This window comes from Azospirillum sp. UENF 312511, assembly GCF_058780635.1.
Genome location: NZ_JBSNCG010000003.1, coordinates 1,302,501 through 1,328,593, shown reverse-complemented (window position 1 = coordinate 1,328,593; position 26,093 = coordinate 1,302,501). Strand labels below are relative to the sequence as shown.

The window sequence follows — 26,093 nt, the reverse complement described above, 5'->3', positions numbered from 1 at the left end:
TGCCTCCTTTGCAGTGCAGCGTTGCGTGGTCTGTTTCGTGTGGCTGACTGTTTCCTCTGTAAGTTTTTTGCCCGAGAACGGGTGTCGGCTATTGACCTTTCGGATAAGGGCTGGCCAATCTGTTGATTGGTCATACGACTAATGACGGCCGACCAATAACAGCACCCAGCCGATCGGGCGTGGGAACAACCGCCGAAGCGAGGACCTGTTGCTCTACCATCTCTACGATCTGCAGCACGCCGCCCTGCGCCCGATGCGCCTCCTGGCCGAAGCGACCCAGCACACCTTCCAGAACCCGTTCAGCCCGGTGTCCTACACCCGCGTCGGCCGCGCCATGGCCGCCGGCGCGGAACTGCTGGAGCGCACCACCCGCCGCTTCCCCAAGCCGGAATTCGGCCTGAAGACCACGGTCGTGAACGGCGAGACGGTGGCGGTCACCGAGCGCATCGCCCACCGCAAGCCCTTCTGCAACCTGCTGCACTTCGCCAAGCCGGAGGGCACCCCGGCGCAGCCGCGCGTCCTGCTGGTCGCCCCGATGTCGGGCCACCACGCGACGCTGCTGCGCGGCACGGTGGCGGCGCTGCTGGCCGACCACGACGTCTTCGTGACCGACTGGATCGACGCCCGGCTGGTGCCGCTGGCGCGCGGCCGGTTCGACCTGGACGACTACATCGACACGGTGACGGAGCTGATCCGCGTCCTCGGGCCGCAGACCCACGTCATCGCGGTGTGCCAGCCGGCGGTCCCGGTCCTGGCCGCGGTGTCGCTGATGGCGGCGGGGGACGAGGCGGTGCAGCCGCGCTCCATGACGCTGATGGGCGGCCCCATCGACCCGATGGCCAACCCGACCGTGCCGGTGAAGCTGGCGGCGACCCACCCGCTGTCCTGGTTCGAGCGCAACGTCATCACCACCGTCCCGGCCTATTATCCGGGCGGCTTCCGTCAGGTCTATCCGGGCTTCATCCAGCTCTCCGGCTTCATGTCGATGAACCTGGACCGCCACATCGGGGAGCATGTCGGGCTGTTCCGCCACCTCGTCCGCGGCGACGGCGACTCCGCGGAGCAGCACCGCCGCTTCTACGACGAGTATCTGTCAGTGATGGACCTGTCGGCGGAATTCTACCTGCAGACCATCGAGACGGTGTTCCAGAAGCATTCGCTCGCCAACGGCACCATGGAGTCGCGCGGGCGCAAGGTGGAGCCGGCGGCGATCCGCCGGACCGCCGTGATGACGGTGGAGGGCGAGCTGGACGACATCTCCGCCCCCGGCCAGACCGAGTCGGCGCACCGCCTCTGCGCCTCGCTGCCCGACGACATGCGCGCCCGCCATTTCCAGAAGGGCGTCGGCCATTACGGCATCTTCAACGGCCGCCGCTGGCGCGAGAGCATCATGCCGGCGGTGCGGGAGTTCATCCGCAAGCACGATTGAGGTGAGTGGAAAACCCCTCTCCCGTCCCGGGAGAGGGGTTTTTATTGAGTCAGCGCTTCGGAACGCCCACCGGGCGCAATTCGTGCAGCAGCCAGACCAGCCCGGACACCAGCAGGATCGCCCCCGCCTGATGGGCGGCGCCCAGCGGTATCCACACGACGCTCAGCAGCGTGGCGATGCCCAGCCCGATCTGCACCAGCACCATCGCCGCGGTCAGCAAGGCCACCCGCCCGGCGCGGCCCGGCAGGCGGGCCACCCACACCCGCAGGGCCAGCCCCAGAACCACCAGCCCGGTCAGCAGAGCCAGCGCCCGGTGCGTCAGCTGGATGGCGGCGGTGTTCTCGAAAAAGTTGATCCACCAGGGCGTCAGGTTGGCGACCTCCGGCGGGATGACGTGTCCGGCCATCAGCGGGAAGGTGTTGTAGGCCAGCCCGGCGTCCGTCCCGGCGACGAAGGCGCCCCAGACGATGGTGACGCCGGTCAGCCCCAGCGCCCAGCGCGCATGCTTGCGCAGACGGCCGGACTCGGTCGCCCAGCCGGCCAGCGGCAGCGGGTCGAGAATCCCCAGCGCGGTGCGCAGCAGCAGCCCGTAGATCACGATCGCCGTGCCGAGATGCAGCGCCAGCCGGTAGTGGCTGACGTCGGGCCGGTCGACCAGCCCGCTCTTGACCATGTACCAGCCGATCACCCCCTGGAGCCCGCCGAGCAGGAACAGCCCGGCCAACTTCGGCCACAGGTCGGCGGGGATGCGCCCGTTGACCCAGAAGCGCAGGAAGGGGATCAGGAAGACGAAGCCGATCAGCTGACCCCAGAAGCGGTGGAACCACTCCCACCAGAAGATCTGCTTGAAGGCCGCCAGATCCATCGCCGCGTTGTAGATGCGGAACTCCGGCGTGGTCTGGTAGAGGCCGAAGACGCGGTTCCATTCCGCTTCCGACAAAGGCGGCAGGATGCCGATCAGCGGCTTCCACTCCACCATCGACAGGCCGGATTCGGTCAGGCGCGTGATGGCGCCGATCACCGCCATGGCGAAGACCATCGCGCAGCAGACGAGAAGCCAATAGGCGATGGGACGGGTGGAGACGGGGTCGCGGACGTCTTTCCCGGCGAGGGCGGGGGCGGTGATGTCGGTCACGGACGGGCGGCTCCGGATGATGCGGACAAGGTCCGGGGGGATAGGGACCTCCGGCTCATGTGGGGTGCGGCAACGGCTGCGTCAAACGGACACGGGTTACCCCGCCGCACCGGACACCGGTTTCGGGTGAAGGCGGCGCGCCGTGGGTGTTACAAATATCAGTCTTACCAACGGCTTCGGATGCGGGGCGGCGATGGCGGACCTAACCCTCGGCTTCGGCCTGTCGTTCCACGAGCTTTACGGGCAGGACGGGCTGGCCCGGCTCGACCGCGCCTTCCTCGCCCGGCTGTCCGACACGGACGTGGCGCTCGCCAACCGGCTGCTCTCCGCCCGCGCCCAGCCCGACCGGCTGGAGGCCAGGGCGGAAAGCGACCTGCTGATCGCGCTCGCCCCCCACGCCGAGGATTTCATCGGCGATCTGTTCGGCATCCGCCCCGCGCTCGACGAGCTGCGCGCCCGCCATACCGAACTGGCGCCGCTCTACACCGCCAAGCGCCTGTTCGTTCAGCGCCGCGCCGCCAAGGCGGTGAAGCCGGAGGCGGTCGCCGCGCTCGACGGGGCGGAGCTGGCCGCGCGGCTGGAGGACTGGCTGGGCGGTCCGCTGACCGAAGCCGCCTTCGCCCGGCAGGTGCTGGCCTGGATGGAGGACGAGGCGGCTCACGCCGATCAGCTCGACAGCGCCGCCCAATACGCCGCCTGGGCGGTCTTCAGCGAGGCCGGTCGCGTCCGGCACGGCGGCGGCGTGCTGTTCCAGGTGCCGCACCGCACCGACCCGCAGCGTCTGGTTCCGGTGGAGACGGTGGAACGGCACGGCGTCACCATGATGCGCCTGCCCGACGAGGCATGCCGCGAGCGCCAGGGCTTCCACCTGACCGATCCCGGCACCGATCTGGCCGGGGCGCTGGACGAGGCCAACTACTGCATCTGGTGCCACAACCAGGGCAAGGACAGCTGCTCCAAGGGGCTGCGCGACCGCAAGACCGGGGAGTTCCAGAAGAGCGCCTTCGGCGTCGCGCTGGCCGGCTGCCCCTTGGAAGAGAAGATTTCCGAGATGCACGCGCTGAAGGCCGAGGGGGTGCCGATCGGGGCGCTTGCCGTGGTGGTGGTCGACAACCCGATGTGCGCGGCCACCGGCCACCGCATCTGCAACGACTGCATGAAGGCCTGCATCTATCAGAAACAGGAGCCGGTGGACATCCCGCAGGCGGAAACCCGCACGCTGAAGGACGTGCTGGAACTGCCCTGGGGCTTCGAGATCTACAGCCTGCTGACCCGCTGGAACCCGCTGGACCTGCGTCGCCCGCTGATGCGGCCGGACAGCGGCTACAAGGTGCTGGTGGCCGGGCTGGGGCCGGCGGGCTTCACGCTGGCGCACCATCTGATGAACGACGGCCACACGGTGGTCGGCATCGACGGGCTGAAGATCGAGCCGCTGCCCGCCGACCTCTCCGGCGTTCTGCCCAGCGGCACGCGGGTGCCCTTCCGGCCGATCCGCGATGTGCGCGACCTCTACGACCGGCTGGACGAGCGGGTGATGGCCGGCTTCGGCGGGGTGGCCGAGTACGGCATCACCGTGCGCTGGAACAAGAATTTCCTGAAGGTGATCCGGCTGCTGCTGGAACGCCGGGCGCGCATGACCATCATCGGCGGGGTGCGTTTCGGCGGCACGCTGACCATCGACGGGGCGCTGGAGCTGGGCTTCGACCACATCGCCCTGTGCATGGGGGCGGGCAAGCCGACCGTCGTGCCGATGGCGAACGGGATCGCCCGCGGGGTGCGGCAGGCCTCGGACTTCCTGATGGGCCTGCAACTGACCGGGGCGGCCAAGCCGGATAGCATCGCCAACCTCCAGGTCCGGCTGCCCATCGTGGTGATCGGCGGCGGCCTGACCGCCATCGACACGGCGACGGAGGCGCTGGCCTATTACCCCGTCCAGGTCGAGAAGTTCCTCACCCGTTACGAGGTTCTGGCGGCCGAGCGGGGGGAGGCGGCGGTGCGCGCCCGCTGGACGCCCGACGAGGCGGACCTGGCCGACGAGTTCCTGGCCCACGCCCGCGCCATCCGGGCGGAGCGTCTCGAAGCGGGGGAGCAGGGGCGCGAGCCGCGCGTCACGGCGCTGCTGCAATCCTGGGGCGGTTCGACCATCGCCTATCGCCGCCGCCTGATCGACAGCCCCAGCTACACGCTGAACCACGAGGAGGTGGCGCACGGGCTGGCCGAGGGCATCCGCTTTCTGGAATGCGCCGCCCCGCGCGGGGTGGAGATCGACGAGACGGGCGCCGCGCAGGCCATTCACCTTGCCATCAACCCGGTCGGGCCGGACGGGGTGGTGGCCCCCGCCGCCATGGACGCGCGCCTCCCCGCCCGCACCATCCTGGTCGCCGCCGGCACCCAGCCGAACACCGTCCTGGCCCGCGAGGAGCCGGAGTGGGTGGAACTGGACGGGCGCTGCTTCCGTGCCATCGATGAGGACGGGCGGCCGGTGACACCAGAACGGCAGGCCAAGCCGGCCCAGGCGCATGTGCTGATGGCGCGGGCGCCGGACGGGCGGTTCCTCAGCTTCTTCGGCGACCTGCACCCGTCCTTCGCCGGCAATGTGGTGAAGGCGATGGGCGGGGCGAAGCGCGGCTATCCGGTGGTCAGCCGGTCGCTGGCCCGCCGGGCGCCGACCTCCGTGACGCCGGAGGCTCTGGTGCGGCGCCTGAACGCCGAGTTGCGGCCCCTGGTGCACAGCGTCACCCGCCTGACCCCGACCATCGTGGAGGTGGTGGTGAAGGCCCCGGCCGCGGCACGCCGTTTCGAACCCGGACAGTTCTACCGGCTGCAGAATTTTGAAACGCTGGCGCAACGGATCGGCCGGACCACGCTGGCGATGGAAGGGCTGGCCCTGACCGGCGCCTGGGTGGACAAGGAGACCGGGCTGCTCTCCCTGATCGTTCTGGAGATGGGTGGCTCGTCCGACCTCTGCGTCCTTTTGAAGCCCGGCGATCCGGTGGTGGTGATGGGGCCGACCGGCGCCCCCACCGAGATTCCGGAGGGCGAGACGGTGGCGCTGGTCGGCGGCGGGCTGGGCAACGCCGTGCTCTTCTCCATCGGGCAGGCCTGCCGGGCGCGCGGCAACCGCGTCCTCTACTTCGCCGGCTACAAGCGGATGGAGGATCGTTACAAGACCGACCAGATCGAGGCCGCCGCCGACCGCGTCGTCTGGTGCTGCGACGAGGCGCCGGGCTTCACGCCGACGCGCCCCGGCGACCTGAGTTTCGTGGGCAACATCGTGGAGGCCATGCGCGCCTACGCGGCGGGCGGGCTGGGGCCGGCGGATATTCCGCTGGAGACGGTGGACCGCATCATCGCCATCGGCTCCGACCGCATGATGGCGGCGGTGGGGGCGGCCCGGCACGGTCTGCTGAAGCCGTACCTGAAGCCCGGCCACGCGGCCATCGGCTCCATCAACTCCCCCATGCAATGCATGATGAAGGAGATCTGCGCCCAGTGCCTGCAACGGCACACCGACCCGGTGACCGGCGAGGAGACGGTCGTCTTCTCCTGCTTCAACCAGGACCAGAGCCTGGACCGGGTGGATTTCGCCAACCTGAACCAGCGGCTGCGCCAGAACGCCGTCCAGGAAAAGCTGACCGCCCAGTGGATCGACCGCGGCCTGCGGCTGACCGGCCAGCGGAAGGGGTGAGGGGGATATTTTTCCCTCTCCCCTCTGGGGAGAGGGTTAGGGTGAGGGGGATGCGCTTTTGCCGGACGAACGGCCACGTACAACCCCCTCACCGGCCCTCCGGGCCACCCTCTCCCCAGAGGGGAGAGGGTTATTAAGAGCGTTCACGCGCCCGTGGCGGTGCTGACCGACGCCTGGGGCAGCGGCGTGGTGGCGCTTTCGAACAGGTCGGCCTCGGCGGCGCGGCGCTTCACCAGACCCGGGAGCTGCGTCTTGACGCCGTTGACCGTGGCGTAGACCCAGCGGCCGAACTGGCCGGCGGCGCCCTCGTAGTCGCCCTGGTTCAGCAGGCGCAGCAGGGTCGAGCACTGCAGGCTGCCGGCCCCCAGGTTGAACACGAAGGAGGCCAGCGCGCCGCGCTGGTCCGGGTTCAGCGTGACGGTGACCAGCTTGTCCACCTGGGCGGCGGCGGCGGTCAGGTCCGACTGCAGGAAGTTGTCGGCCTGGGCGGAGGTGATGCTCTGCCCCAGCTCGACCCCGGCGGTGTGCCCGTAACCGATGGTCGGCACCCCCGCCGGGCACAGATAGGCCTTGAGGTAGAGACCCTCGAAATGCTTCACGAGGTTGACCGCTTCTTCGCAGACCGGCGTCGTCATGATCGTCGTTCCCCCAGTTTGTCGTGGACGTGCATCGGCACGGACAGTTCGTGCTGAGGGAAGGGTATCGAAAGAGTTATGCTCTTAATAATGGTTTATTTTTTCACATTTTCCCGCGTTTCCGGGGTATGGGGGCGTCAGTTCCAGCGGAATTCCGCGGCCACCGCGCGGGCCTCTCCCGGTGTGAGCAGGCGGTGGGTCGCCAGCTTCACCGAATGCAGCTTGCCGTCCAGGTTGGCCTGCCAGAAATCCAGGAACCGGCGCAGCACCGGGTAGCCGGGCGCGAGGTCCAACTCCTGCCAGAGATAGCTCTGCAACAGGTGCGGGTGGTCCGGCATGTGGTACAGAATCTCCGCCGTGGTCAGGCGGTAATCGCGAAGCTGAAGCCCCAGACTGGCCATGCTCTGCCTCCGTGATGGTGGAACCGGTGGCGTCCTTCCGCTGCGTCCTGATGATTCTTTTGTGAAAGTGTGCCGTTCGCGGCTGCGGCAGGCAACAAAAATTTTTCTGCTATTTCAATGCATTAGCAGCAAGGAGGGGCGACTGCTGCCAGGAATCGCACCGATTGCCGCAACGACCCTCTTGAATCAAAACCGCAGCTCGATTAGCTGTCTGGCACTCGCCGGGGGAGAGTGCTAACAGCCCCGAGCCCGGCGCCAATCCTTTCAATAAGCCTTGATCCTGGAGGCATCCCCATGAAGTTCCGTCCGCTGCACGACCGCGTCGTCGTCAAGCGTCTGGAGTCCGACACCAAGACCAAGGGCGGGATCATCATCCCCGACACCGCGAAGGAAAAGCCCCAGGAGGGCCAGGTCGTCGCGGTGGGTCCGGGCGCCCGTGACGAGAGCGGCAAGGTCGTTGCGCTCGACGTGAAGGCCGGCGACCGCATCCTGTTCGGCAAGTGGTCGGGCACCGAGGTGAAGATCGAGGGCGAGGATTTCCTGATCATGAAGGAATCCGACATCATGGGCGTCGTCGAGGCCTGAGCCTCCGCCCGCGCTGAGCGATCCAACCCCCCGAAATTCAAGGAAGTGAGCAATGGCTGCCAAGGAAGTTAAGTTCTCCGCCTCCGCGCGCGAGAAGATGCTGCGCGGTGTGGACATCCTCGCCGACGCCGTGAAGGTGACGCTGGGTCCGAAGGGCCGCAACGTCGTGATCGAGAAGTCCTTCGGCGCTCCGCGCATCACCAAGGACGGCGTCTCGGTCGCCAAGGAAATCGAGCTGTCGGACAAGTTCGAGAACATGGGCGCCCAGATGGTGCGTGAGGTCGCGTCGAAGACGAACGACCTTGCCGGCGACGGCACCACCACGGCGACCGTTCTGGCCCAGGCCATCGTCCGCGAGGGCGTGAAGTCGGTGGCCGCCGGCATGAACCCGATGGACCTGAAGCGCGGCATCGACCTCGCCGTCGAGACCGTCGTGGCCGACATCCGCGGCCGCGCCAAGAAGGTCACGACCAACGACGAGATCGCCCAGGTCGGCACCATCTCCGCCAACGGCGAAGCCGAGATCGGCAAGATGATCGCCCAGGCGATGGAGAAGGTCGGCAACGAGGGCGTCATCACGGTGGAAGAGGCCAAGAGCCTCGAGACCGAGCTGGACGTCGTCGAGGGCATGCAGTTCGACCGCGGCTACCTGTCGCCGTACTTCATCACCAACGCCGACAAGATGATCGCGGACCTCGAGAGCCCGTTCATCCTGCTCCACGAGAAGAAGCTGTCGGGTCTGCAGGCCCTGCTGCCGGTCCTCGAGGCCGTCGTGCAGTCCTCGCGTCCGCTGCTGATCATCGCCGAGGACGTCGAGGGCGAGGCCCTGGCGACCCTGGTCGTGAACAAGCTGCGTGGCGGCCTGAAGGTCGCCGCCGTCAAGGCCCCGGGCTTCGGTGACCGCCGCAAGGCGATGCTGGAGGACATGGCCATCCTGACCGGCGGCCAGGTCATCTCCGAGGATCTCGGCATCAAGCTCGAGAACGTCACCATCGACATGCTGGGCACCGCCAAGAAGGTCGTGATCTCCAAGGAGAACACCACCATCGTCGACGGCGCCGGCTCGGCCGAGGACATCCAGGCCCGCATCGGCCAGATCAAGGCGCAGATCGAGGAGACCACCTCGGACTACGACCGCGAGAAGCTGCAGGAGCGTCTGGCGAAGCTGGCTGGCGGCGTTGCCGTCATCCGCGTCGGCGGCGCCACCGAGGTCGAGGTGAAGGAGCGCAAGGACCGCGTTGACGACGCCATGCACGCCACCCGCGCCGCGGTGGAAGAGGGTGTCGTCGCCGGCGGCGGTACCGCTCTGCTGTACGCCACCAAGGCTCTGGAAGCCCTGAAGCCGATCAACGACGAGCAGCGCGTCGGCATCGAGATCATCCGCCGCGCCCTGCAGGCCCCGGTCCGTCAGATCGCCTACAACGCGGGCACCGACGGTTCGATCGTGGTCGGCAAGCTGCTGGACCAGAACGACGCCAACTTCGGCTACGACGCCCAGAAGGGTGAGTTCACCGATCTGGTCGCCGCCGGCATCATCGACCCGGTGAAGGTGGTTCGCACCGCCCTGCAGGATGCGGCCTCGATCGCCGGCCTGCTGATCACCACCGAGGCGATGATCGCCGAGAAGCCGGAGAAGAAGGCTGCTCCGGCCGGCATGCCGGGTGGCATGGACGACATGGGCGGCATGGGCTTCTAATAGCTCACGTCATCCACGACGTTTGCGGAAAGGGCGGTCCCTCGGGGCCGCCCTTTTCCGTTTGGGCATCTCCCTGACGGACAGGGTGCCGCCGGCCGGCGTTTTGGATTGGAACGGTTCCAAACTGGGGCCGTTGACCTCCCAACCGGACGCCCCAGGGGTGCGCCGGCACGGCTTGCTGTTCAGGGAGAAAGCGATGGCTGACCAATCGAAGACTCTGACCAACCGTCAGGGCCACCCGATCACCAACAACCAATCCCAGCGCACCGTGGGGGCGCGCGGTCCGGCGACGCTGGAGAACTACCAGTTCCTGGAAAAGATCACCCACTTTGACCGCGAGCGCATCCCCGAGCGCGTGGTTCACGCCCGCGGCTTCGTCTGCTACGGCGAGTTCGAGGCGACCGGCAAGATCGGCGACGAGCCGGCCTCCAAATACACCCGCGCCAAGCTGTTCCAACAGGCCGGCAAGAAGACCCCGCTGGCCATCCGCTTCTCCACCGTCATCGGCGGGCGCGATTCGTCGGAGGTGGCGCGCGACCCGCGCGGCTTCGCGGTGAAGTTCTACACCGAGGACGGCAACTGGGACCTCGTCGGCAACAACCTCGCGGTCTTCTTCATCCGCGACGCCATCAAGTTCCCCGACGTCATCCATTCGCTGAAGCCCGATCCGGTGACCTTCCGCCAGGAGCCGAACCGCATCTTCGACTTCATGAGCCAGACGCCCGAATCCATGCACATGCTGACGCATCTGTTCAGCCCGCGCGGGATTCCGGCCAACTACCGGCACATGGAAGGCTTCGGCGTGAACACCTACAAGATGGTGAACGCCAACGGCGACACGGTGCTGGTCAAGTACCACTTCCACCCGCGCTGCGGCGTCGCCTGCCTGACGGCGGACGAGGCGGCGAAGGTGCAGGGGCAGGATCTCGGCTCCGCCTCCAAGGACCTCTTCGAGGCCATCGACCGGGGCGATTACCCGCAGTGGGATGTGTTCGTCCAGGTCATGGAGGATCACGACCATCCCGAGCTGGAGTGGGACCCGCTGGACGACACCAAGATCTGGCCGGAGTCGGACTTCCCGCTGCGCCACGTCGGGGTGATGACGCTGAACCGCAATGTCGAGGACTTCTTCAACGAGAACGAACAGATCGCCATGGGCACCGGCGTTCTGGTCGACGGGCTGGACTTCTCCGACGACAAGATGCTGGTCGGACGGACCTTCTCCTACTCCGACACGCAGCGCTACCGGGTCGGCCCCAACTATCAGCAGTTGCCGATCAATCAGGCCAAGAACGCGCCAGTCGCCACCAACCTGTCGGGCGGGCAGATGTCCTACCAGCGCGATCTGGCGCCGGGGCAGAACCCGCACGTCAATTTCGAGCCGTCCATCCACAACGGCCTCAGCGAAGCCCAGCGGGAGGAGCCGAACAACCCGCCGGAAATTCACGGTCGCCTGACCCGCAGCGTGATCGAGCGCCGCAACGATTACGTTCAGGCGCGGGGCCGCTACTGCACCATGATGGACTGGGAGCGCGACGATCTGGTCTTGAACATGGGCACCCTGCTCGGCCAGTGCGAACGCGATGTCCAGGAGCGGATGCTCTGGCACTTCTTCCTGATCCATGACGACTACGGCAGCCGGGTCGCCGGCATGCTGGGCATGACCGCCGCCGACGTCGCCGGCTTGGCCCCCCTGCCCAAGCAGGTGCTGACCGACGAGGACCAGAAGCGGCTGAAGTCGCTGGGCAAGAACGGCGACATCATCGACCCAAAGGCCTGGGGCCAGTGGACCGGCTCCGTGAAGGTCCACCGCGCCACGGCGGACGAGGTGGTGAAGGGCATGCCGTCCGGTGTGCAAGGCGGCATGACCAGCCAAGCCGCCGATTAGGCGCAACCAAAAGTCATTGTTCGAGCATCGTCCCGATGGGGGCGGCGGGCTGTCCCGCCGCCCCTTTTTCACGCCCGCATTAAGGATTGTTTTGAGTAGCCATAGTTTGTGTACGGACATGCGGCAAGTTGCCGCGCGACACGCCTGTCACTGGTATCACCAGAGTAGGGCATGCCACTGTCATTTTGCATCAAGGCATTAGCCAAAATATTAGAACTTCGATAAGGGAGAAGTGCGATGTCCATGCGTGCTGCCGTGTCGTTCGCGGCCATGCTGGCGGCCTCCGTCGCCACCTTCGGCGTGCCGGCGTTCGCCGCCGACGAACCGATTTCGCCGATCGAGCCGGCGAAGGTCACCAATCCCGGATTGGTTGAACTCGGCAAGAAGCTGTACTTCGATCCCCGGCTGTCCAAGTCCGGCTTCATCTCCTGCAACTCGTGCCACAACCTGTCCATGGGCGGCACCGACAACCTGAAGACCTCCATCGGCCACAACTGGCAGCAGGGTCCGATCAACTCGCCGACCGTGCTGAACTCCAGCCTGAACGTGGCGCAGTTCTGGGACGGCCGCGCGCTGACCCTGCAGGAGCAGGCCGGCGGGCCGATTGCCAACCCCGGAGAGATGGGCTCCACCCACGCCCTGGCGGTTGAGGTGCTGCGCTCCATTCCCGAATACCAGAAGGAATTCGGCGAGGTCTTTGGCGAGACCAAGATCACCATCGAGGAAGTGACCAAGGCCATCGCTGCCTTCGAGGAGACGCTGGTCACGCCGAACTCCCGTTTCGACCAGTGGCTGAAGGGCGACAAGAAGGCCCTGACCACCGTCGAGCTGGAAGGCTACGAGCTGTTCAAGGACTCGGGCTGCACCGCCTGCCACAACGGCTCGGCCGTCGGCGGCAACACCTTCCAGAAGATGGGCGTCGTCGAGCCCTACAAGACCAACAACCCCGCCGAGGGCCGCATCGCGGTGACTAAGGAGGAGGCCGACCGCTTCAACTTCAAGGTTCCGACGCTGCGCAACGTCGCGCTGACCTACCCCTACTTCCACGACGGCGAGGCCGCGACGCTGTCCGACGCCGTGGACGTCATGGGCCGCATCCAGTTGGGTAAGAAGTTCTCGCCCGACGAGAACGGCAAGATCGTTGCCTTCCTGAAGACGCTGACCGGTGACCAGCCGAGCTTCGCTCTGCCGATCCTGCCGCCGTCCACGGACAAGACGCCGAAGCCGCATCCCTTCGACTGACGGGGTTGGGAGGCTATTCCCTCTCCCCTCGGCTCACGCGCAAACGAAGTTTGCGCTGACGCGACAGGCGGACCTTTGGTCCGCCGAAAGCGGGGAGAGGGTTAGGGTGAGGGGGTTGCGCTTGTGCCGGACGTGCCGGAAACGCGCAACCCCCTCACCGGCCCTTCGGGCCACCCTCTCCCCGGAGGGGAGAGGGTTGAGGATTGTCAGGGTGTCCAGGGTATCGACATGCGGTGGGGATGGAAGACGGCAGGCGGCTTGGCGGGCGGCTTCGGGGCGCTCGCGCTGGCCGGTCTGGTGGGCGTCGTCGTCGGGGTGGTCGGCTGGGGCGGCTTCAACACCGCGATGGAAGCGACCAACAGCATGGAATTCTGCATCTCCTGCCACGAGATGCGCGACAACGTGTATGTCGAGTACAAGACCTCGCCGCACTACCAGAACGCCTCGGGCGTAAGGGCGACCTGCGCCGACTGCCACGTCCCGCGCGACTGGACGCACAAGGTGATCCGCAAGGTGCAGGCGTCGGGCGAGCTGTACCACTGGCTCATCGGCTCCATCGACAGCAAGGAGAAGTTCGAGGCCAAGCGTCACACGCTGGCGCGCCGCGAATGGGACCGCATGCGCGCCACCGACAGCCAGGAATGCCGCAACTGCCATTCCTTCGGCGCCATGGACTTTCACAAGCAGACGCCGAAGGCGGCCAGCGCCATGGAAGGGGCGGAGAAGGCCGGCAAAACCTGCATCGACTGCCATAAGGGAATCGCCCACAGCTTCCCCGACGTCACCGCCGGCCATCGCCAACTCTTCGCCGGCCTGTCGGACCAGGCGAAGGCGCTGGCCCTGAAGCCCGGCGACACCGCCTACGCCCTGACCAGCCTCGCCCTGTACGGAGCGCCACCGACCCCTGGGAGCGCCGGGGACGGCGAGATCGCCGCGGCGACGCCGGTGAAGGTTCTGGCGACGGAGGGCGGCGCCCTGCGGGTGGAAATCACCGGCTGGCAGCGTGGCAGCTCCACCCAGACGCTCTACGCCCAGCCGGGCAAGCGCATCACCACGGTCAAGCTGAACGCGGCGGCGGCCGGGCAGACTGCTGCGCTGCGCAGCGTCACCGATCCCGAGACCGAACAGGAGTGGACGGAGGTCCGCCTGACCGCCTGGACCGGCGCGGGTGGCTATGTGGGCGCGCTCGGCGCGCTGTGGGATTACGGCGCTCGGGTCTATGACGCCAACTGCTCGCTCTGCCACACGCTGCACCCGCCGGCCGACTTCGACGCGAACGCCTGGATCGGCAAGATGAACGCCATGAAGCGGCTGACCCGGCTGGACGAGGAGGAGGGCCGTCTGCTGCTGACCTATCTGCAGAGCCATGCGAAGAACGGCGCGCGATGATCGCTGCGGCGAGAACCCGAAGCTGCTAAGAGGGGTTTTCTACCACGGGCCGGCGCTGAACGCGCCGCGCCCGACGGCAGACGACCACTTGAGAAAGAGGACCCCCGCGATGTCGACTCTGCACAAACAAGCCATGGAAGCGGTGCTTCAGGCCGCCTCTCACGACATCGTCGGCACGCTCCAGGAGCGTGGCATCACCGACAAGCACAGCGAGGAGGGCGACCTCGTCGTTCTCGACGTCGCGATCCTGCACGCCTACCGCATCTTCATGCGGATCTGCGAGGAGAACGGGCTGGAGGTGGATGCGGGCTATTTCGCCGACATGGCCAACGACCTTGCCGACGAGGTGGCCCAGGAGGACGACGCGGACTGAGCCGGTCCCGCGCCGCCGACCCGCTTCTTGAGTGCCCCGGTCCCGTCCGACGCTGCTTTTTCCTTTGGCGAAGGCGGTGCGGACGGGACCGGTAAACTTCCTACTGCCCCTCGGGGGACCCGATGACCGACGCCCCTGACACCGTTTCCTCTCCCGACGTCGCTATCGTCGGCGCCGGCCCGGCCGGGCTGATGGCGGCGGAGGTCATCGCCGCCGCGGGTCGCTCGGTCGCCGTCTATGAACGGATGCCCACCCCGGCGCGCAAGCTGCTGCTGGCCGGACGCGGCGGGCTGAACCTGACCCATTCCGAAGCGCTGGACGCCTTCATCGCCCGCTACGGCGCGCAAGCCCCGCTGTTCACCGATCTGCTGGCCGACCTCTCCCCGGCAGACCTGCGCGACTGGGCGACGGGGCTCGGGATCGAGACCTTCGTCGGCTCCAGCGGGCGCGTCTTTCCAGTGCAGATGAAGGCCTCCACCCTGGTCCGCGCCTGGCTGCGACGGCTGGAGGGGCTGGGCGTCACCCTGCACACCCGCCACCGCTGGCTCGGTTGGGACGCGTCCGGCGCGCTGCGCTTCCTGCGCGGCGACGGCACCGAGACCACCGTCGCCCCGCGCGCCACCCTGCTGGCGCTGGGCGGGGCGAGCTGGCCGCGCACCGGTTCCGACGGCGCCTGGACGGAGCTTCTCGCCGCGCGCGGGGTGGACATCGCGCCGCTGCGCCCGTCCAACATGGGCTTCGAGGTGCCCTGGTCCGATCACCTGCGCGAGCGCTTCGCCGGCCAGCCGGTCAAGAGCGTCGGCCTCGCCTTCGGCGACCGCCGGCTGAAGGGCGAGTTCGTCATCACCGAAACCGGCATTGAGGGCGGCGCCGTCTATGCGCTGAGCGCCGCCTTGCGCGACGCCATCGAGCGCGAGGGCTGGGCCGCCCTGACCATCGACCTGATGCCGGACCTGCCGGAGTCGGCGATCGCCAAACGGCTGCGCCGCCGCGGCGCGGAGTCGCTGTCCACCTTCCTGAAGAAGTCCCTGTCGCTGACCGGTCCACGCGCCGCCCTGCTGCGCGAGTTCACCCCGGCGTCGGAGCTGTCCGACCCGGCGGCGCTGGCCCGCCACATCAAGGGCCTGTCGATGGTGCTGACCGGGTTGCGGCCCATCGAGCGCGCCATCTCCACCGCCGGTGGCGTCCGGCTGGCGGAGCTGGACGGCTCGCTTATGCTGACCCGCCTGCCGGGGATCTTCGTCGCCGGGGAAATGCTGGATTGGGAGGCGCCGACCGGCGGTTACCTTCTCCAGGGCTCCTTCGCCATGGGCACGCGGGCGGGGAAGGGCGTGCTGGGGTATCTGGGGGGCTGAGTTTTCGCCCCTATTGCCCCCTCCCTAACCCTCCCCCGCTGTCGCAGGGGAGGGGACTGCCGCCGCTTCGCAGACGGCACCCTCTCCCGCGAGAGCGGGGGAGGGCCGGGGTGGGGGCAATGCGCTCCCCCTCACCGCACCGGATTGCCGTAGTCGTACTGCACCTGGGGCGCGCTGCCCTTGCCGGTCAGGCTTTCGATCAGCGAGCCGATGCCGCCCGCCACGCCGCCCGACGACCCGCGCGCGGGCGCCGGGGCCGCCGCCGGGCTGGCACGGGCGGGCTCCGCGATGCCGGACGCGACGTAGGCGGGGGCGCCCTCCATCCCCGGCAGGGGGCGGGGCGGGCGTCCGGCGTGGGCGTCCAGCATGAAGCCCTGCCACAGCTTGGCCGGCAGCGAGCCGCCGGTGACCCGCTTCATCTCGGCGTTGTTGTCGTTGCCCAGCCAGACCCCGGCCACGAGGTCGGCGGTGAAGCCGACGAACCAGGCGTCGCGGTAATCCTGGGTGGTGCCCGACTTGGCCGCCGCCGGGCGGTCGAGCTTGGCCGACTTGCCGGTGCCGTACTCGATGACGCCGGTCATCATGCGGGTGAGCTGCACCGCGTGCGCCGGGTCGACCACCGGGACGGAGCCGCCGGCCTGCCGCCGGTACAGGACGTTGCCGTCGCGGTCGCGGATCTCGGTGATGGCGTAGGGCCAGACCGGGGCGCCGCGGTTGGCGATGCCGGCGTAGCCGCGGGTCAGCTCCAGCAGGTTGACCTCGCTGGTGCCGAGCGCCAGCGACAGGTCCTTGCCCAGCGGCGAGTTGATGCCCAGCCCCGCCGCCACCCGGCGCACCCGCTCCACCCCGATGCGGTCGATGATGCGCACGGTCGCGGTGTTGGACGAATGGGCCAGCGCGTTGGCCATGGTGATGGTGCCGCGGAACTTGCCGTCGTAGTTGCCGGGGCTCCAGCCGCCGATGCGGACGGGGGCGTCCTCGACCGGGCTGTCGGGCGACCAGCCGGCTTCCAGCGCCGCCAGATAGACGAAGGGCTTGAAGGCCGACCCCGGCTGGCGCATCGCCTGGGTGGCGCGGTTGAACTCGCTGTTGTCGTAGTCCCGCCCGCCGACCAGGGCACGCACCGCTCCGTCGGTGGTCATGGCGACCAGCGCACCCTGCCGCGCGTTGGCACCGGCACCGGGGCCGGACAGGATCTCCTCCAGCCGCTGCTCCGCCGCGCGCTGCAGCTTGAGGTCCAGCGTCGTGCGGACCACCACGTCGCCGTGGCCGGAGCCGACGAAGGCCGAGACCAGCTCCGTCACCCAATCCGCGAAATAGCGGCCGTCGCCGCCCGGCTTGCGCTTGGCCGACGGCGGGGCGTTGCGCGCCGCCTCCAGCTCCTGCGCGGTGATGAAGCCGGCGTCCACCATGGCGCCCATCACGACGCGCGACCGCTCCGCCGCCTCGTCCGGGTTGGAGGATGGGGCGTAGCGCGAGGGCGCCTTCAGCAGGCCGGCGATGATCGCCGATTCCCGCAGGTCGAGCTGGGTCGCCGGCTTACCGAAATAGGTGCGCGCCGCCGCGTCCACGCCGAAGGTGCCCGCCCCCAGATAGACGCGGTTCAGATAGGCGGTGAGGATCTGGTCCTTGGTGAAGCGGTGCTCCAGCCACAGCGCCAGCATGGCTTCCTGGATCTTGCGCTTCAGCGACTTCTCGGGCGTCAGGAAGAGGTTCTTGGCGAGCTGCTGGGTGATGGTGGAGCCGCCCTGCGCCGAGCGCCCGGACCGCCAGTTGACGTAGAGCGCGCGGGCCAGACCGATGGGGTCGACGCCGAAATGCGAATAGAAGCGCCGGTCCTCGATGGCCAGCACGGCGTTGATCAGATGCGGCGGCAGGTCGCGCACGCCCAGCGTCGTGCCGTGCAGGTCGCCGAAGCGCGCGAACTCCGCCCCGTCGGCCGCCAGCACGGTGACCGAGGCGCGCCGTTCGAACTGCGCGACCTTGGAGATGTCCGGCAGGTCCAGCGCGAACCAGGCCAGCACCGCGCCCAGCGCGATGCCGCACCACACGCCCGCAACCATCCCGGCATAGACCAGCGTACCGAGGATCGTCCGCCGTCCGCCGCCTCTGGCGGTTTTCGGGGTGGCCTTGCGCGGCGGCGCTGCTTTCCGCGGCTTCTCAGCCTTGGGTTTCTCGGGCTTGGCAGGATTTTCCGGCTTGGGCGCGCGTTTGGGCAGGCGGGGGCGCAGCGCCGGTTCCTCGCCCCGCGTCTGGATGGGGCGCGGCCCCGCAAAGAGTTCGCCCGGTCGATCGTTGCTCACGGCGCGGTCGCGGCCCCCAAGAAATCCATGCCCGATGTAATCTGTGATGGAAAGCTATACGCCGCCGCCCCGTTGCGACGAAAGAGCGCCCTCGAAAGAGATAAGATTTGTCTTAGCACCGTTGCAGATGGATGACGGGGGTGGAAGAAAAGCCGCCGTGGACTGTTGTTTCCATGAATAAGCGTTGACGCAGCGGAGAGCCTGTTCATGTCGAAGCCCCTGACCGTTTCCATTCCCCACAAGCTCGGCCGGGACGAGGCGAAGCGGCGCGTGGCGGAGGGGGTGGGACAGGCCCGCTCCCACCTCGCCGCAGTCGCCAGCAGCATGGACGACCACTGGACCGACGACCGCGTGGATTTCCGCGTGGTGGCGATGGCCCAGACCGTCACCGGCTTCATCGACGTGCAGGACGACAGCGTCACCGTGGAGGTGCAGCTTCCCTGGGCGCTTGGCCTGCTGGCCAACAAGGTCAAGGACCGGCTGCAGAGCAAGGGCACGCTGCTGTTGGAGAAGAAGTAAAGTCCCTCTCCCGTCCCGGGAGAGGGAGAAGGCTACTCGGGCTTGCCGATCAGCCCGTGCTTCTTCAGCAGCCCGCGAAGCTGGTGGTAGCCGAGCCCCAGCGCCTCGGCGGTCTGGCGCTGGTTGAAGCGGTTGCGCTCCAGCGCCGTTTCCAGCAAGCCGGACTCGAAGCGCCGCACCTGCTCCTGGAAGTCTTCGGCGGCAACGGGCGGCGCCTCCTCCGCGACCGGTGACGGGGCCGGGGCCGTTGGCGCGGCCGGTCGCCAGGCGGAGGCGAAGGGGTCGAGCAGGATTTCCTCCACCAGCCCCTCCGGGTCGGACGCGGCGACGGACCGCTCCACCGCGTTGCGCAGCTCGCGCACGTTGCCCGGCCAGCCATGGTCCAGAAGCTGCTCAAGCGCCCGCGGGGCGAAGCCGGGGAACAGCGCCCGCTCCAACTCCCGCACCATGCCCAGGGCGAAATGCTCGGCGAGCACCGGAATGTCCTCGCGCCGGGCGCGCAGCGGCGGCAGGGTCACCACGTCGAAGGCCAGCCGGTCCAGCAGGTCGGCGCGGAACCGCCCGGTCTCGGCGAGCGCCGGCAGATCGGCGTTGGTCGCCCCGATCACCCGCACATCGACCGTCTGGGTCCGCCCGCCGACCCGCTCGATCTCGCCATACTCCACGGCGCGCAGCAGCTTTTCCTGAACGGCGGCGCTGGCCGTGGCGATCTCGTCCAGGAACAGCGTGCCGCCGTCGGCCTGCTCCACCCGCCCGATCTGCCGCCGGATCGCCCCGGTGAAGGCGCCGGCCTCGTGCCCGAACAGCTCGGAGTCGAGAAGGCTTTCGGTCAGGGCGGCGCAGTTCACCTTCACGAAGGGGCGGTCCCAGCGGCGGGACAGATAGTGCAGGCGGGCCGCGATCAACTCCTTGCCGGTCCCGCGCTCCCCGATGACCAGCAGCGGGCGCTCCAGCGGCGCCACGCGGGAGACATGGGCAAGGACCGCGTGGAAGGCCGGGGACTCCCCGAGCAGGGAGGGCGGATTGGGTTGCATGGTCAAAAAGGCAAAAAGTTAGCGAATTTATTTATTCTATCGCGGAAAGGGCGATGCTCCAAGCCTGGGCGCCAATCACCCGCTCCAGAAAATCCAAGGCTTTGCGGGGATTCCCGGCTTTGGCACGGCCATTGCGAAGAAGGAGACCAAACAAGGAGACCCGCATGAGCCACTACAGCGACTACCACCGCCGCTACACCCGCGAGGCCCGTCCGCTGGCGGCGCGCATCCGGACCTACCTGACCAGCCGCCCCACCGAGAGCTGGGCGTTTTTCGCCGCCGGCCTGCTGATCGCCACGATCCTCGGCTGACGCAACCAACGCCCACCCAAAGCGACCAAGAACGGACACATCCCCATGAGCATCTTTTCGCGCCTCACCGACATCGTGCAGTCCAACCTCAACTCCCTGCTCGACCGCGCGGAGGACCCGGAGAAGCTGATCCGTCTGATCATCCAGGAGATGGAGGACACGCTGGTCGAGGTGCGCTCCTCCACGGTGAAGATCATCGCCGAGCGCAAGGAGATCGAGCGCCGCATCGCCGACCTGCACCGCGAGCGCGACTCCTGGGACCGCAAGGCCGAGACCGCGCTGACCCACGACCGCGAGGACCTCGCCAAGCAGGCGCTGCTCGCCAAGTCGCGCGCCGCTGAGGAGGCGGACGTCCTGACCGCCCAGCTCGCCCAGGTCGAGGAGGCGCTGTCCAAGTCCAACGAGGACATCGGCCGCCTCCAGGCCAAGCTGACCGACGCCAAGAACCGCGAGAAGGCGCTGGTCGCCCGCACCAAGACGGCGGCCAACCGCGTGCGTGTCCGCTCCACCCTGCACGACGAGCGGATCAACGACGCCTTCTCCCGCTTCGAGCAGGTGGAGCGCAACCTCGACGAGCTGGAGGGCCGCGTGGAGGCCTACGACGTGGGCCGCACCAAGACGCTGACCGAGGAGATCGCGGAACTGGAGGCCGACAAGAAGGTCCAGGACGAACTGGCCGCGCTGAAGGCCCGCGTCGCCGCGCGCCGGGGAAGCTGATCCCACACCGGCGTCGACACTGGCCCCGACTTCGTCTTTGCCGACAGCGGGGTTGGTGTTGAGCCCCCTCTCCCGCCGCTTCGCGGGAGAGGGGTTTCCTCAAACAACAAGAAAGGCCGTCCCCTGATGAGCGGTTTCAGCTTCGTCCTCGCGGCGCTCTTCATGACCGTGGTGGCACCGCTTTGGATTATCTTCCACTACATCACCAAATGGCGTGGGCAGCGCGGGCTGTCGGCCCAGGACGAGCAGCTTCTGGCCGAGCTGTGGGACATCTCCAACCGTCTGGAGGGCCGCATCCACGCGCTGGAACGGGTGCTCGACGCGGAGTCGCCCAATTGGCGCGACAAGCTGTGAGCCGGCCGCATTCCACGATCATTCCGACCTGACGGGAGCCCGACGATGGACCGTTCTTCGCCCTACGACTCGCCCAACCCGCACCGGCTCTACCGCGATCCGCAGCGTGGCGTGGTGGGGGGCGTGTGCGCCGGCATCGCCGATTATTTCGGGTTCCGGCCCGGACTGGCGCGGCTGGCCTTGGTGCTGAGCCTGTTCTTCTTCATGCCGCCGGTGATCCTCGCCTATGTGATCGCGGTTCTGGTCCTGCCGGTCAAGCCGCCGGCGGTCTACCGCAATCCGGAGGAGGAGGCCTTCTGGCGCGGCGTGTCGATCAAGCCCGACCGCACCCTGGCCGGCTTGACGCAACGCTTCCGCGATTTCGAAAAGCGCGTGGGGAACCTGGAAGCGCATGTCGCTTCCAAAGAGTACGAACTCAACCGCGCGATCCGCAACCTGGACCGCTGACGGCAGCCCCGGAACGCCTCCGGGGCCAAGCCGCCGTCTGACCGAAGCGCCGCGTTGCGCGGCGCCGGGGGTCAGTGCCGGCGGCGATCCCGGCTGCGCACGCGCACCGGCTTCATGGCCGGGCGGGCGGCAGCGAGACCGGCGAGGGCCGCAGCCATCGCCCCAACGAGCACGACCAGATCGAGATCCATCATGGCTCCTCCGCTTGACCCGATCAGAATGACGCAACTGTGAAGGACATGGTAGCGAAAAGAGGTGACAGCAACCGTCCGTCCGGCAGATGACCGCCACCGGGGCTCCCCCAAACGGGGAAGCCTATCCGTCCGGGTCGTCAATCGAGGTAGGGCTTCACCGAAAGAACGGAGAGGCCCTTGTGTTCGGGATGGCGGGCGTTGCTCTTCTGCCGGGCCTTCGTCTCGTCCGGTCCCCTGACCGGAAGCGACGCCCCCTCTTCCAGGGCTCCGGCGCCATCTTTTCCAAAATCATGCTCTCAAGGCGGCCGGTGACGCGCGCGGCGTGACGCAGGATCAGGGCCGGATCAAGGGTGGCCCGGTGCCTTCGGCTCGTCCGCCGCGCACACGCGGTCCCGCCCGGCCAGCTTGGCCTCGTAGAGCGCGGCGTCGGCGCGGCGCAGGGTCAGTTCGATGGAGGGCTCCGACGCGTTCCACTCGGCCACGCCCAGGCTGGCGGTGATGGGGATGGCCCGGCCGTCGGTCACCACCGGGCTTCCGGCGATGGCGGCGCGCACCCGCTCGGCCACGATGCGGGCTCCGGCTAGGTCGGTTTCCGGCAGCAGCGCGACGAACTCCTCCCCGCCGAAGCGGGCGATCTGGTCGGAGGTGCGCAGCGCCTCGCGGGCGCGGACCACCGCCGTGCGCAACGCCTCGTCCCCGGCGGCGTGTCCGTGGCCGTCGTTGACCGCCTTGAAATTGTCGAGGTCGAGCAGGATGACGCTGAGCCGCCGCCCGTGGCGATGCGCCCGTCCCAGCTCCGCCGCGGCGAGGTCCAGGAAATGCCGGCGGTTCCACACGGCGGTCAGCGGATCGACCGTGGCCAGCCGCTCCAGCTTGGCGTTCGCCGCTTCCAGCGCGCGGGTGCGCTCGGCGACGCGGGCCTCCAGCGTCTCGTTGGCCTCGCGCAGCCGTTCATACAGGCTGACGTTGGCGAAGCTGAGGGCGATCTTGGAGGCGAACACCTCGACCAGCCCACGGTCCACCTCGTCCAGCGGTCGATCGGTGTGAATCCACGCCGCCACCTCGTGCCCGTCGGGGACGCGGATGAACAGGGTCGTCTCGTTGGCGCCATAATGGCTGCGGCGGCTGCGGAAAGCGTCGGTGATGCGGTCGGCGAGGGCCGGCGGGATCACCGCTCCGGTCGGCGACGCCGTCTGCCTGGCCGCCTCGGCGTAGCATCCGGCCCCGGCCAGCACGTAGAAGGCGCCGTCCGGCAGCGGCCGGCCGGCGGCGCCGCGCTGGGCGCAGAGAATGGCGTCGGGCTTCACCCGCAGGAAGGCGGACAGCTGGGTCAGCACCCCGGCGGCGAACTGCTGCATGCAGCGCAGCTCGAACAGCCGGTCGGTGGACTGGATGATCTGCTGGAGCCCCCGGCGGTTGGTTTCCAGCGCCACGATGTCGGCGTAGGCGCGCAGGGCGGCGACGACGGAGGTGAACAGCTTCTTCGCCGTCAGCTCCGCCTTGGATTTGTAGTCGTTGATGTCGTAGGCGAGGACCACGTCCTCCTCCGGCGCCTGTCCCGGCTGTCCGGTGCGCAGGATGATGCGGATGGCGTGGTTGTTCAGGTCCTCGCGGATGGTGCGGACCAGCCGCAGCCCGGCGTCGTCCGTCTCCATCACCACGTCCAGCAGGATGATGGCGGCGTTGGGCGTGCAGCGCAGGATGGCCGCGGCCTCGCCCGCCGACAAAGCGCTGACGAGCGACAGGCGCCGCCCCTTGTAGCGCAGACCTCCCAGAGCCAGCCGGGTGACCGCGTGGACCTCCGGATCGTCGTCCGCGATCAGCACGATCCACGGCTCCGCCCCGTCCTCGGGCGGCGGCGGCTGGTCGTCGTCTGCGAACAGAAGGTCGGTTTCCATGCTGTGCGTTCCGCCCGTCCTGCCCGTCCGTTCAGCCTGCCCGTCCGTTCGGCCCGTTGCCGGCCGACATACCGGTTCCCCGGCGGTGCCGGTCGGGGTTCGCCACGCGGATTGCTGCCATTCAGCGGTAACCGATGCAACTTCACCTGCGCAACGGGTTCGTTGTCCTTATGGAATGAATTTCGTCCTTTCGCAACCATCGGTCCGCGGCGTGTCGTTTGACCACGATCAAAGCGGGCGACGGCGGCGGGCGGCAGACTGCTTTGAAACTGGGTGGCGGCAGGCCATCTTTCCGCAAGTCTGTGGAGCGGGTGTTGCGAATGTTGGATCGTCGGATGTTTCTCACGGCCATGGGGGCGAGCCTGACGGTGGGCGCCCTGGCCATCGCGGTGCGCAGCCTGGCCGGCACCTCCCCCGCCTCGGCCTCCTCCGCGGCCAAGCCGGAGGTGATGGTGTGGAAATCGCCGACCTGCGGCTGCTGCGGCGGCTGGGTGGACCATATGCGGGCCGCCGGATTCCCGGTGACCGTGCAGGAGGTCGACGATGTGGAGCCGGTGAAGATGCGCCTCGGCGTGCCCGCTCGGCTCCAGTCCTGCCACACCGCCCTGGTGGGCGGCTATGCCCTGGAAGGCCATGTGCCTGCCGACAGCGTGCAGCGGCTGCTGCGCGAACGTCCGGCGGCGGTTGGCCTCGCCGTTCCCGGCATGCCGCAGGGCTCGCCCGGCATGGAGACGGGGGTGAAGGACCCCTACGACGTCGTGCTGTTCGGTGGGGCGGGCGGCGACAGCGTGTACGAGCGGCGCTGACCCTTCCGGGATAAGCCCGATACCCACTACCCTCGGGGCTTGCCCTTCCGTTCCCTGCTCCCAGCGGTCGGCCTTCCAAAGGTCGGCCGGCTCGGCGGAACGGAGGGAACGGCGTGACCACGGCATTCGACCTCGTCATCATCGGCTGGCTGAACGGCTACAGCCGCGCCAGCATGGCGGCGGACAAGACCATCTATGTCATTGCCCAAAGCGACCTGCTGAAGGGCGGCGTGCTGATGGCGCTGCTGTGGTGGTGCTGGACCCGGCGCAGCGGGCGGCTGATCGGGCCGGACCTCTATTCGGTGAAGACCATCGCCGGAGCGCTGCTGGCCATCGCCGTCGGGCGCGGGATGCAGAACTTCCTGCCGATGCGCCTGCGCCCGGTCCATGATCCGGAACTGGGCTTCGTCGTTCCTTATGATGTGAACGCCTGGGCGGTCGACGGCTGGAGTTCCTTTCCCAGCGACCACGCCGTGCTGTTCTTCGCGCTGGCCGCTGCACTGTGGTGGTCGAGCCGGCTGGTCGGGGCCTTCGCCTTTCTATGGACGCTGATGGTGATCTGTTTGCCGCGCATCTATCTGGGGCTTCACTTCCCGACGGACATCCTGGCGGGCGGGGTGGTCGGTGTCCTCATCATGGCGGCGGTGCTGGCCGTCCCGGTGCCGGAGCGGCTGAGCCGCCGCGTCCTCGATTGGCAGGAGGCGCAGCCGGGGATCGTCTACGCGCTGGCCTTTCTCGTGACCCTTCAAATGGCGACGCTGTTCGCCAACGCCCGGCGGCTGATCGAGGGGGCGATGACCGTCCTTTTGGGCTCGTGATGCGGTGCAGCGAAAAAAATGCGGAGCGATGAAAAAAGCTCTTGCCGGGCTAATCCAACCCGCCTATAACCCGGCTCCCACGACGCCGGGGCCGCTGAGAAGCGCGACGGCGGCAAGGGATCGGCAGAGATGCCGAAGACGAGACGAAGTAAAGTTTGGCCAGCGTGAAAACAAAGGCTTGACAGACCGCTTCGGATCTTCTAGATAAAGCGCCCCGACGCGCCGCACCGAACTCCGGTAGCGCAGCGCGAGACGGGCAGCGGTCCTTCTCTGAGGGCCGCGGGATCTTGGATATCGTTGATACCGTGTTGTGAGAAGGGATGCGCAGGCGGCGGTTTTGGCCGTTGGTCGCGGACCGGTTCCGGAGTGGGACCGGCATCGCGGGTCGCTTGAGCATCTCGGTCAAGCAGTAAGAGACTTCAGTTTCGAAAGCTTGGGTGAGGTCGCGTTGAGCGGCCCTGTCAAGTGGAAGCGGTCTTCGGATCGCGGTCCAGCTTGAACCTGAGAGTTTGATCCTGGCTCAGAACGAACGCTGGCGGCATGCCTAACACATGCAAGTCGAACGAGGGCTTCGGCCCTAGTGGCGCACGGGTGAGTAACACGTGGGAACCTGCCTTTCGGTTCGGGATAACGTCTGGAAACGGACGCTAACACCGGATACGTCCTTCGGGAGAAAGTTTACGCCGAGAGAGGGGCCCGCGTCCGATTAGGTAGTTGGTGGGGTAATGGCCCACCAAGCCGACGATCGGTAGCTGGTCTGAGAGGATGATCAGCCACACTGGGACTGAGACACGGCCCAGACTCCTACGGGAGGCAGCAGTGGGGAATATTGGACAATGGGGGCAACCCTGATCCAGCAATGCCGCGTGAGTGATG

23 protein-coding genes and 1 other annotated feature (1 of these 24 only partly in view) are annotated in these 26,093 nt (G+C 67.9%); of the genes, 16 read left to right on the top strand and 7 right to left on the bottom strand.

All coding sequences use genetic code 11. The annotated features are described in order from the left end of the window. Positions 1 to 208: 208 nt before the first annotated feature. Entirely contained in the window at positions 209 to 1,429 is a 1,221-nt protein-coding gene (locus tag ACWPN7_RS17625) for a polyhydroxyalkanoate depolymerase (protein WP_038529969.1), read from the top strand. A gap of 49 nt (positions 1,430 to 1,478) precedes the next feature. Here ACWPN7_RS17625 and ACWPN7_RS17620 read toward each other — a convergent pair whose 3' ends face one another. Then, positions 1,479 to 2,564, bottom strand: a complete 1,086-nt coding sequence (locus ACWPN7_RS17620; RefSeq protein ID WP_459196169.1) for a COX15/CtaA family protein — start codon at positions 2,562 to 2,564, stop codon at positions 1,479 to 1,481. A 193-nt stretch (positions 2,565 to 2,757) separates the two neighbouring features. On the opposite strand from ACWPN7_RS17620, the gene ACWPN7_RS17615 reads away from it, so the two are divergent. Further along, positions 2,758 to 6,252 (top strand): pyridine nucleotide-disulfide oxidoreductase, encoded by a 3,495-nt coding sequence (locus ACWPN7_RS17615; RefSeq protein WP_459196170.1) that lies wholly within the window; start codon positions 2,758 to 2,760, stop codon positions 6,250 to 6,252. 143 nt (positions 6,253 to 6,395) lie between these two features. On the opposite strand, the gene ACWPN7_RS17610 is transcribed toward ACWPN7_RS17615, so the two are convergent. Both ACWPN7_RS17610 and ACWPN7_RS17605 read right to left on the bottom strand, forming a co-directional pair. Next, positions 6,396 to 6,887: a lysozyme gene (locus tag ACWPN7_RS17610; protein WP_103040104.1), complete on the bottom strand. Its 492-nt coding sequence runs from the start codon at positions 6,885 to 6,887 to the stop codon at positions 6,396 to 6,398. Between the two features lie 137 nt (positions 6,888 to 7,024). Then, the gene (locus tag ACWPN7_RS17605) at positions 7,025 to 7,288 is read right to left on the bottom strand and encodes an usg protein (RefSeq protein WP_038529958.1); all 264 of its coding nucleotides are present in this window, start codon (positions 7,286 to 7,288) and stop codon (positions 7,025 to 7,027) included. A 294-nt stretch (positions 7,289 to 7,582) separates the two neighbouring features. Here ACWPN7_RS17605 and groES point away from each other — a divergent pair, with 294 nt between their 5' ends. The 7 genes from groES to ACWPN7_RS17570 all read left to right on the top strand — a co-directional run bounded on the left by groES (position 7,583) and on the right by ACWPN7_RS17570 (position 15,816). Then, on the top strand, positions 7,583 to 7,873 hold the full coding sequence (gene groES, locus ACWPN7_RS17600) for a co-chaperone GroES (protein ID WP_014239088.1): 291 nt from the start codon (positions 7,583 to 7,585) through the stop codon (positions 7,871 to 7,873). Between the two features lie 52 nt (positions 7,874 to 7,925). Next, the gene (groL, locus tag ACWPN7_RS17595; RefSeq protein WP_014239089.1) at positions 7,926 to 9,569 is read left to right on the top strand and encodes a chaperonin GroEL; all 1,644 of its coding nucleotides are present in this window, start codon (positions 7,926 to 7,928) and stop codon (positions 9,567 to 9,569) included. 196 nt (positions 9,570 to 9,765) lie between these two features. Next, positions 9,766 to 11,457: a catalase gene (locus tag ACWPN7_RS17590; RefSeq protein WP_459196172.1), complete on the top strand. Its 1,692-nt coding sequence runs from the start codon at positions 9,766 to 9,768 to the stop codon at positions 11,455 to 11,457. 237 nt (positions 11,458 to 11,694) lie between these two features. Continuing rightward, on the top strand, positions 11,695 to 12,699 hold the full coding sequence (locus ACWPN7_RS17585) for a cytochrome-c peroxidase (protein WP_014239092.1): 1,005 nt from the start codon (positions 11,695 to 11,697) through the stop codon (positions 12,697 to 12,699). A gap of 228 nt (positions 12,700 to 12,927) precedes the next feature. Continuing rightward, positions 12,928 to 14,088, top strand: a complete 1,161-nt coding sequence (locus ACWPN7_RS17580; protein WP_200775910.1) for a NapC/NirT family cytochrome c — start codon at positions 12,928 to 12,930, stop codon at positions 14,086 to 14,088. Positions 14,089 to 14,197: 109 nt separating this feature from the next. Beyond that, the gene (locus tag ACWPN7_RS17575) at positions 14,198 to 14,461 is read left to right on the top strand and encodes a hypothetical protein (RefSeq protein WP_014239094.1); all 264 of its coding nucleotides are present in this window, start codon (positions 14,198 to 14,200) and stop codon (positions 14,459 to 14,461) included. Between the two features lie 122 nt (positions 14,462 to 14,583). Beyond that, complete coding sequence (locus ACWPN7_RS17570; protein WP_459196173.1) at positions 14,584 to 15,816, top strand: BaiN/RdsA family NAD(P)/FAD-dependent oxidoreductase; 1,233 nt, start codon at positions 14,584 to 14,586, stop codon at positions 15,814 to 15,816. 131 nt (positions 15,817 to 15,947) lie between these two features. On the opposite strand, the gene ACWPN7_RS17565 is transcribed toward ACWPN7_RS17570, so the two are convergent. Then, positions 15,948 to 18,119, bottom strand: coding sequence for a transglycosylase domain-containing protein (locus tag ACWPN7_RS17565; RefSeq protein WP_459196174.1), 2,172 nt, complete (start codon positions 18,117 to 18,119; stop codon positions 15,948 to 15,950). A gap of 207 nt (positions 18,120 to 18,326) precedes the next feature. Between ACWPN7_RS17565 and ACWPN7_RS17560 the strand changes: the two genes are divergently transcribed. Continuing rightward, positions 18,327 to 18,638 carry a polyhydroxyalkanoic acid system family protein gene (locus ACWPN7_RS17560; RefSeq protein WP_014239097.1) on the top strand — a complete coding sequence of 104 codons (312 nt, stop codon included), beginning with the start codon at positions 18,327 to 18,329 and terminating at the stop codon, positions 18,636 to 18,638. A gap of 32 nt (positions 18,639 to 18,670) precedes the next feature. Here ACWPN7_RS17560 and pspF read toward each other — a convergent pair whose 3' ends face one another. Continuing rightward, positions 18,671 to 19,672 (bottom strand): phage shock protein operon transcriptional activator, encoded by a 1,002-nt coding sequence (gene pspF, locus ACWPN7_RS17555; RefSeq protein WP_459196175.1) that lies wholly within the window; start codon positions 19,670 to 19,672, stop codon positions 18,671 to 18,673. 164 nt (positions 19,673 to 19,836) lie between these two features. Between pspF and ACWPN7_RS17550 the strand changes: the two genes are divergently transcribed. From ACWPN7_RS17550 to pspC, 4 genes are all read left to right on the top strand, one after another. After that, positions 19,837 to 19,983: a hypothetical protein gene (locus ACWPN7_RS17550; protein ID WP_014239099.1), complete on the top strand. Its 147-nt coding sequence runs from the start codon at positions 19,837 to 19,839 to the stop codon at positions 19,981 to 19,983. Positions 19,984 to 20,028: 45 nt separating this feature from the next. Next, entirely contained in the window at positions 20,029 to 20,700 is a 672-nt protein-coding gene (gene pspA, locus ACWPN7_RS17545) for a phage shock protein PspA (protein ID WP_035670837.1), read from the top strand. Between the two features lie 126 nt (positions 20,701 to 20,826). After that, positions 20,827 to 21,054 (top strand): envelope stress response membrane protein PspB, encoded by a 228-nt coding sequence (gene pspB, locus ACWPN7_RS17540; RefSeq protein WP_014239101.1) that lies wholly within the window; start codon positions 20,827 to 20,829, stop codon positions 21,052 to 21,054. Positions 21,055 to 21,099: 45 nt separating this feature from the next. Beyond that, on the top strand, positions 21,100 to 21,501 hold the full coding sequence (gene pspC, locus ACWPN7_RS17535; RefSeq protein WP_014239102.1) for an envelope stress response membrane protein PspC: 402 nt from the start codon (positions 21,100 to 21,102) through the stop codon (positions 21,499 to 21,501). 71 nt (positions 21,502 to 21,572) lie between these two features. Here the strand turns inward: pspC and ACWPN7_RS17530 are convergent, their stop codons facing one another. Continuing rightward, complete coding sequence (locus tag ACWPN7_RS17530; RefSeq protein ID WP_456523077.1) at positions 21,573 to 21,695, bottom strand: hypothetical protein; 123 nt, start codon at positions 21,693 to 21,695, stop codon at positions 21,573 to 21,575. Between the two features lie 344 nt (positions 21,696 to 22,039). Beyond that, positions 22,040 to 23,593, bottom strand: coding sequence for a diguanylate cyclase (locus tag ACWPN7_RS17525; protein WP_459196176.1), 1,554 nt, complete (start codon positions 23,591 to 23,593; stop codon positions 22,040 to 22,042). A 335-nt stretch (positions 23,594 to 23,928) separates the two neighbouring features. Here ACWPN7_RS17525 and ACWPN7_RS17520 point away from each other — a divergent pair, with 335 nt between their 5' ends. Beyond that, positions 23,929 to 24,399 carry a DUF411 domain-containing protein gene (locus ACWPN7_RS17520; protein WP_137103887.1) on the top strand — a complete coding sequence of 157 codons (471 nt, stop codon included), beginning with the start codon at positions 23,929 to 23,931 and terminating at the stop codon, positions 24,397 to 24,399. A gap of 113 nt (positions 24,400 to 24,512) precedes the next feature. Next, positions 24,513 to 25,217, top strand: coding sequence for a phosphatase PAP2 family protein (locus tag ACWPN7_RS17515; RefSeq protein WP_459196177.1), 705 nt, complete (start codon positions 24,513 to 24,515; stop codon positions 25,215 to 25,217). A gap of 497 nt (positions 25,218 to 25,714) precedes the next feature. Continuing rightward, positions 25,715 to 26,093, top strand: a sequence feature (16S ribosomal RNA rRNA prediction is too short); it runs 547 nt beyond the window's last position.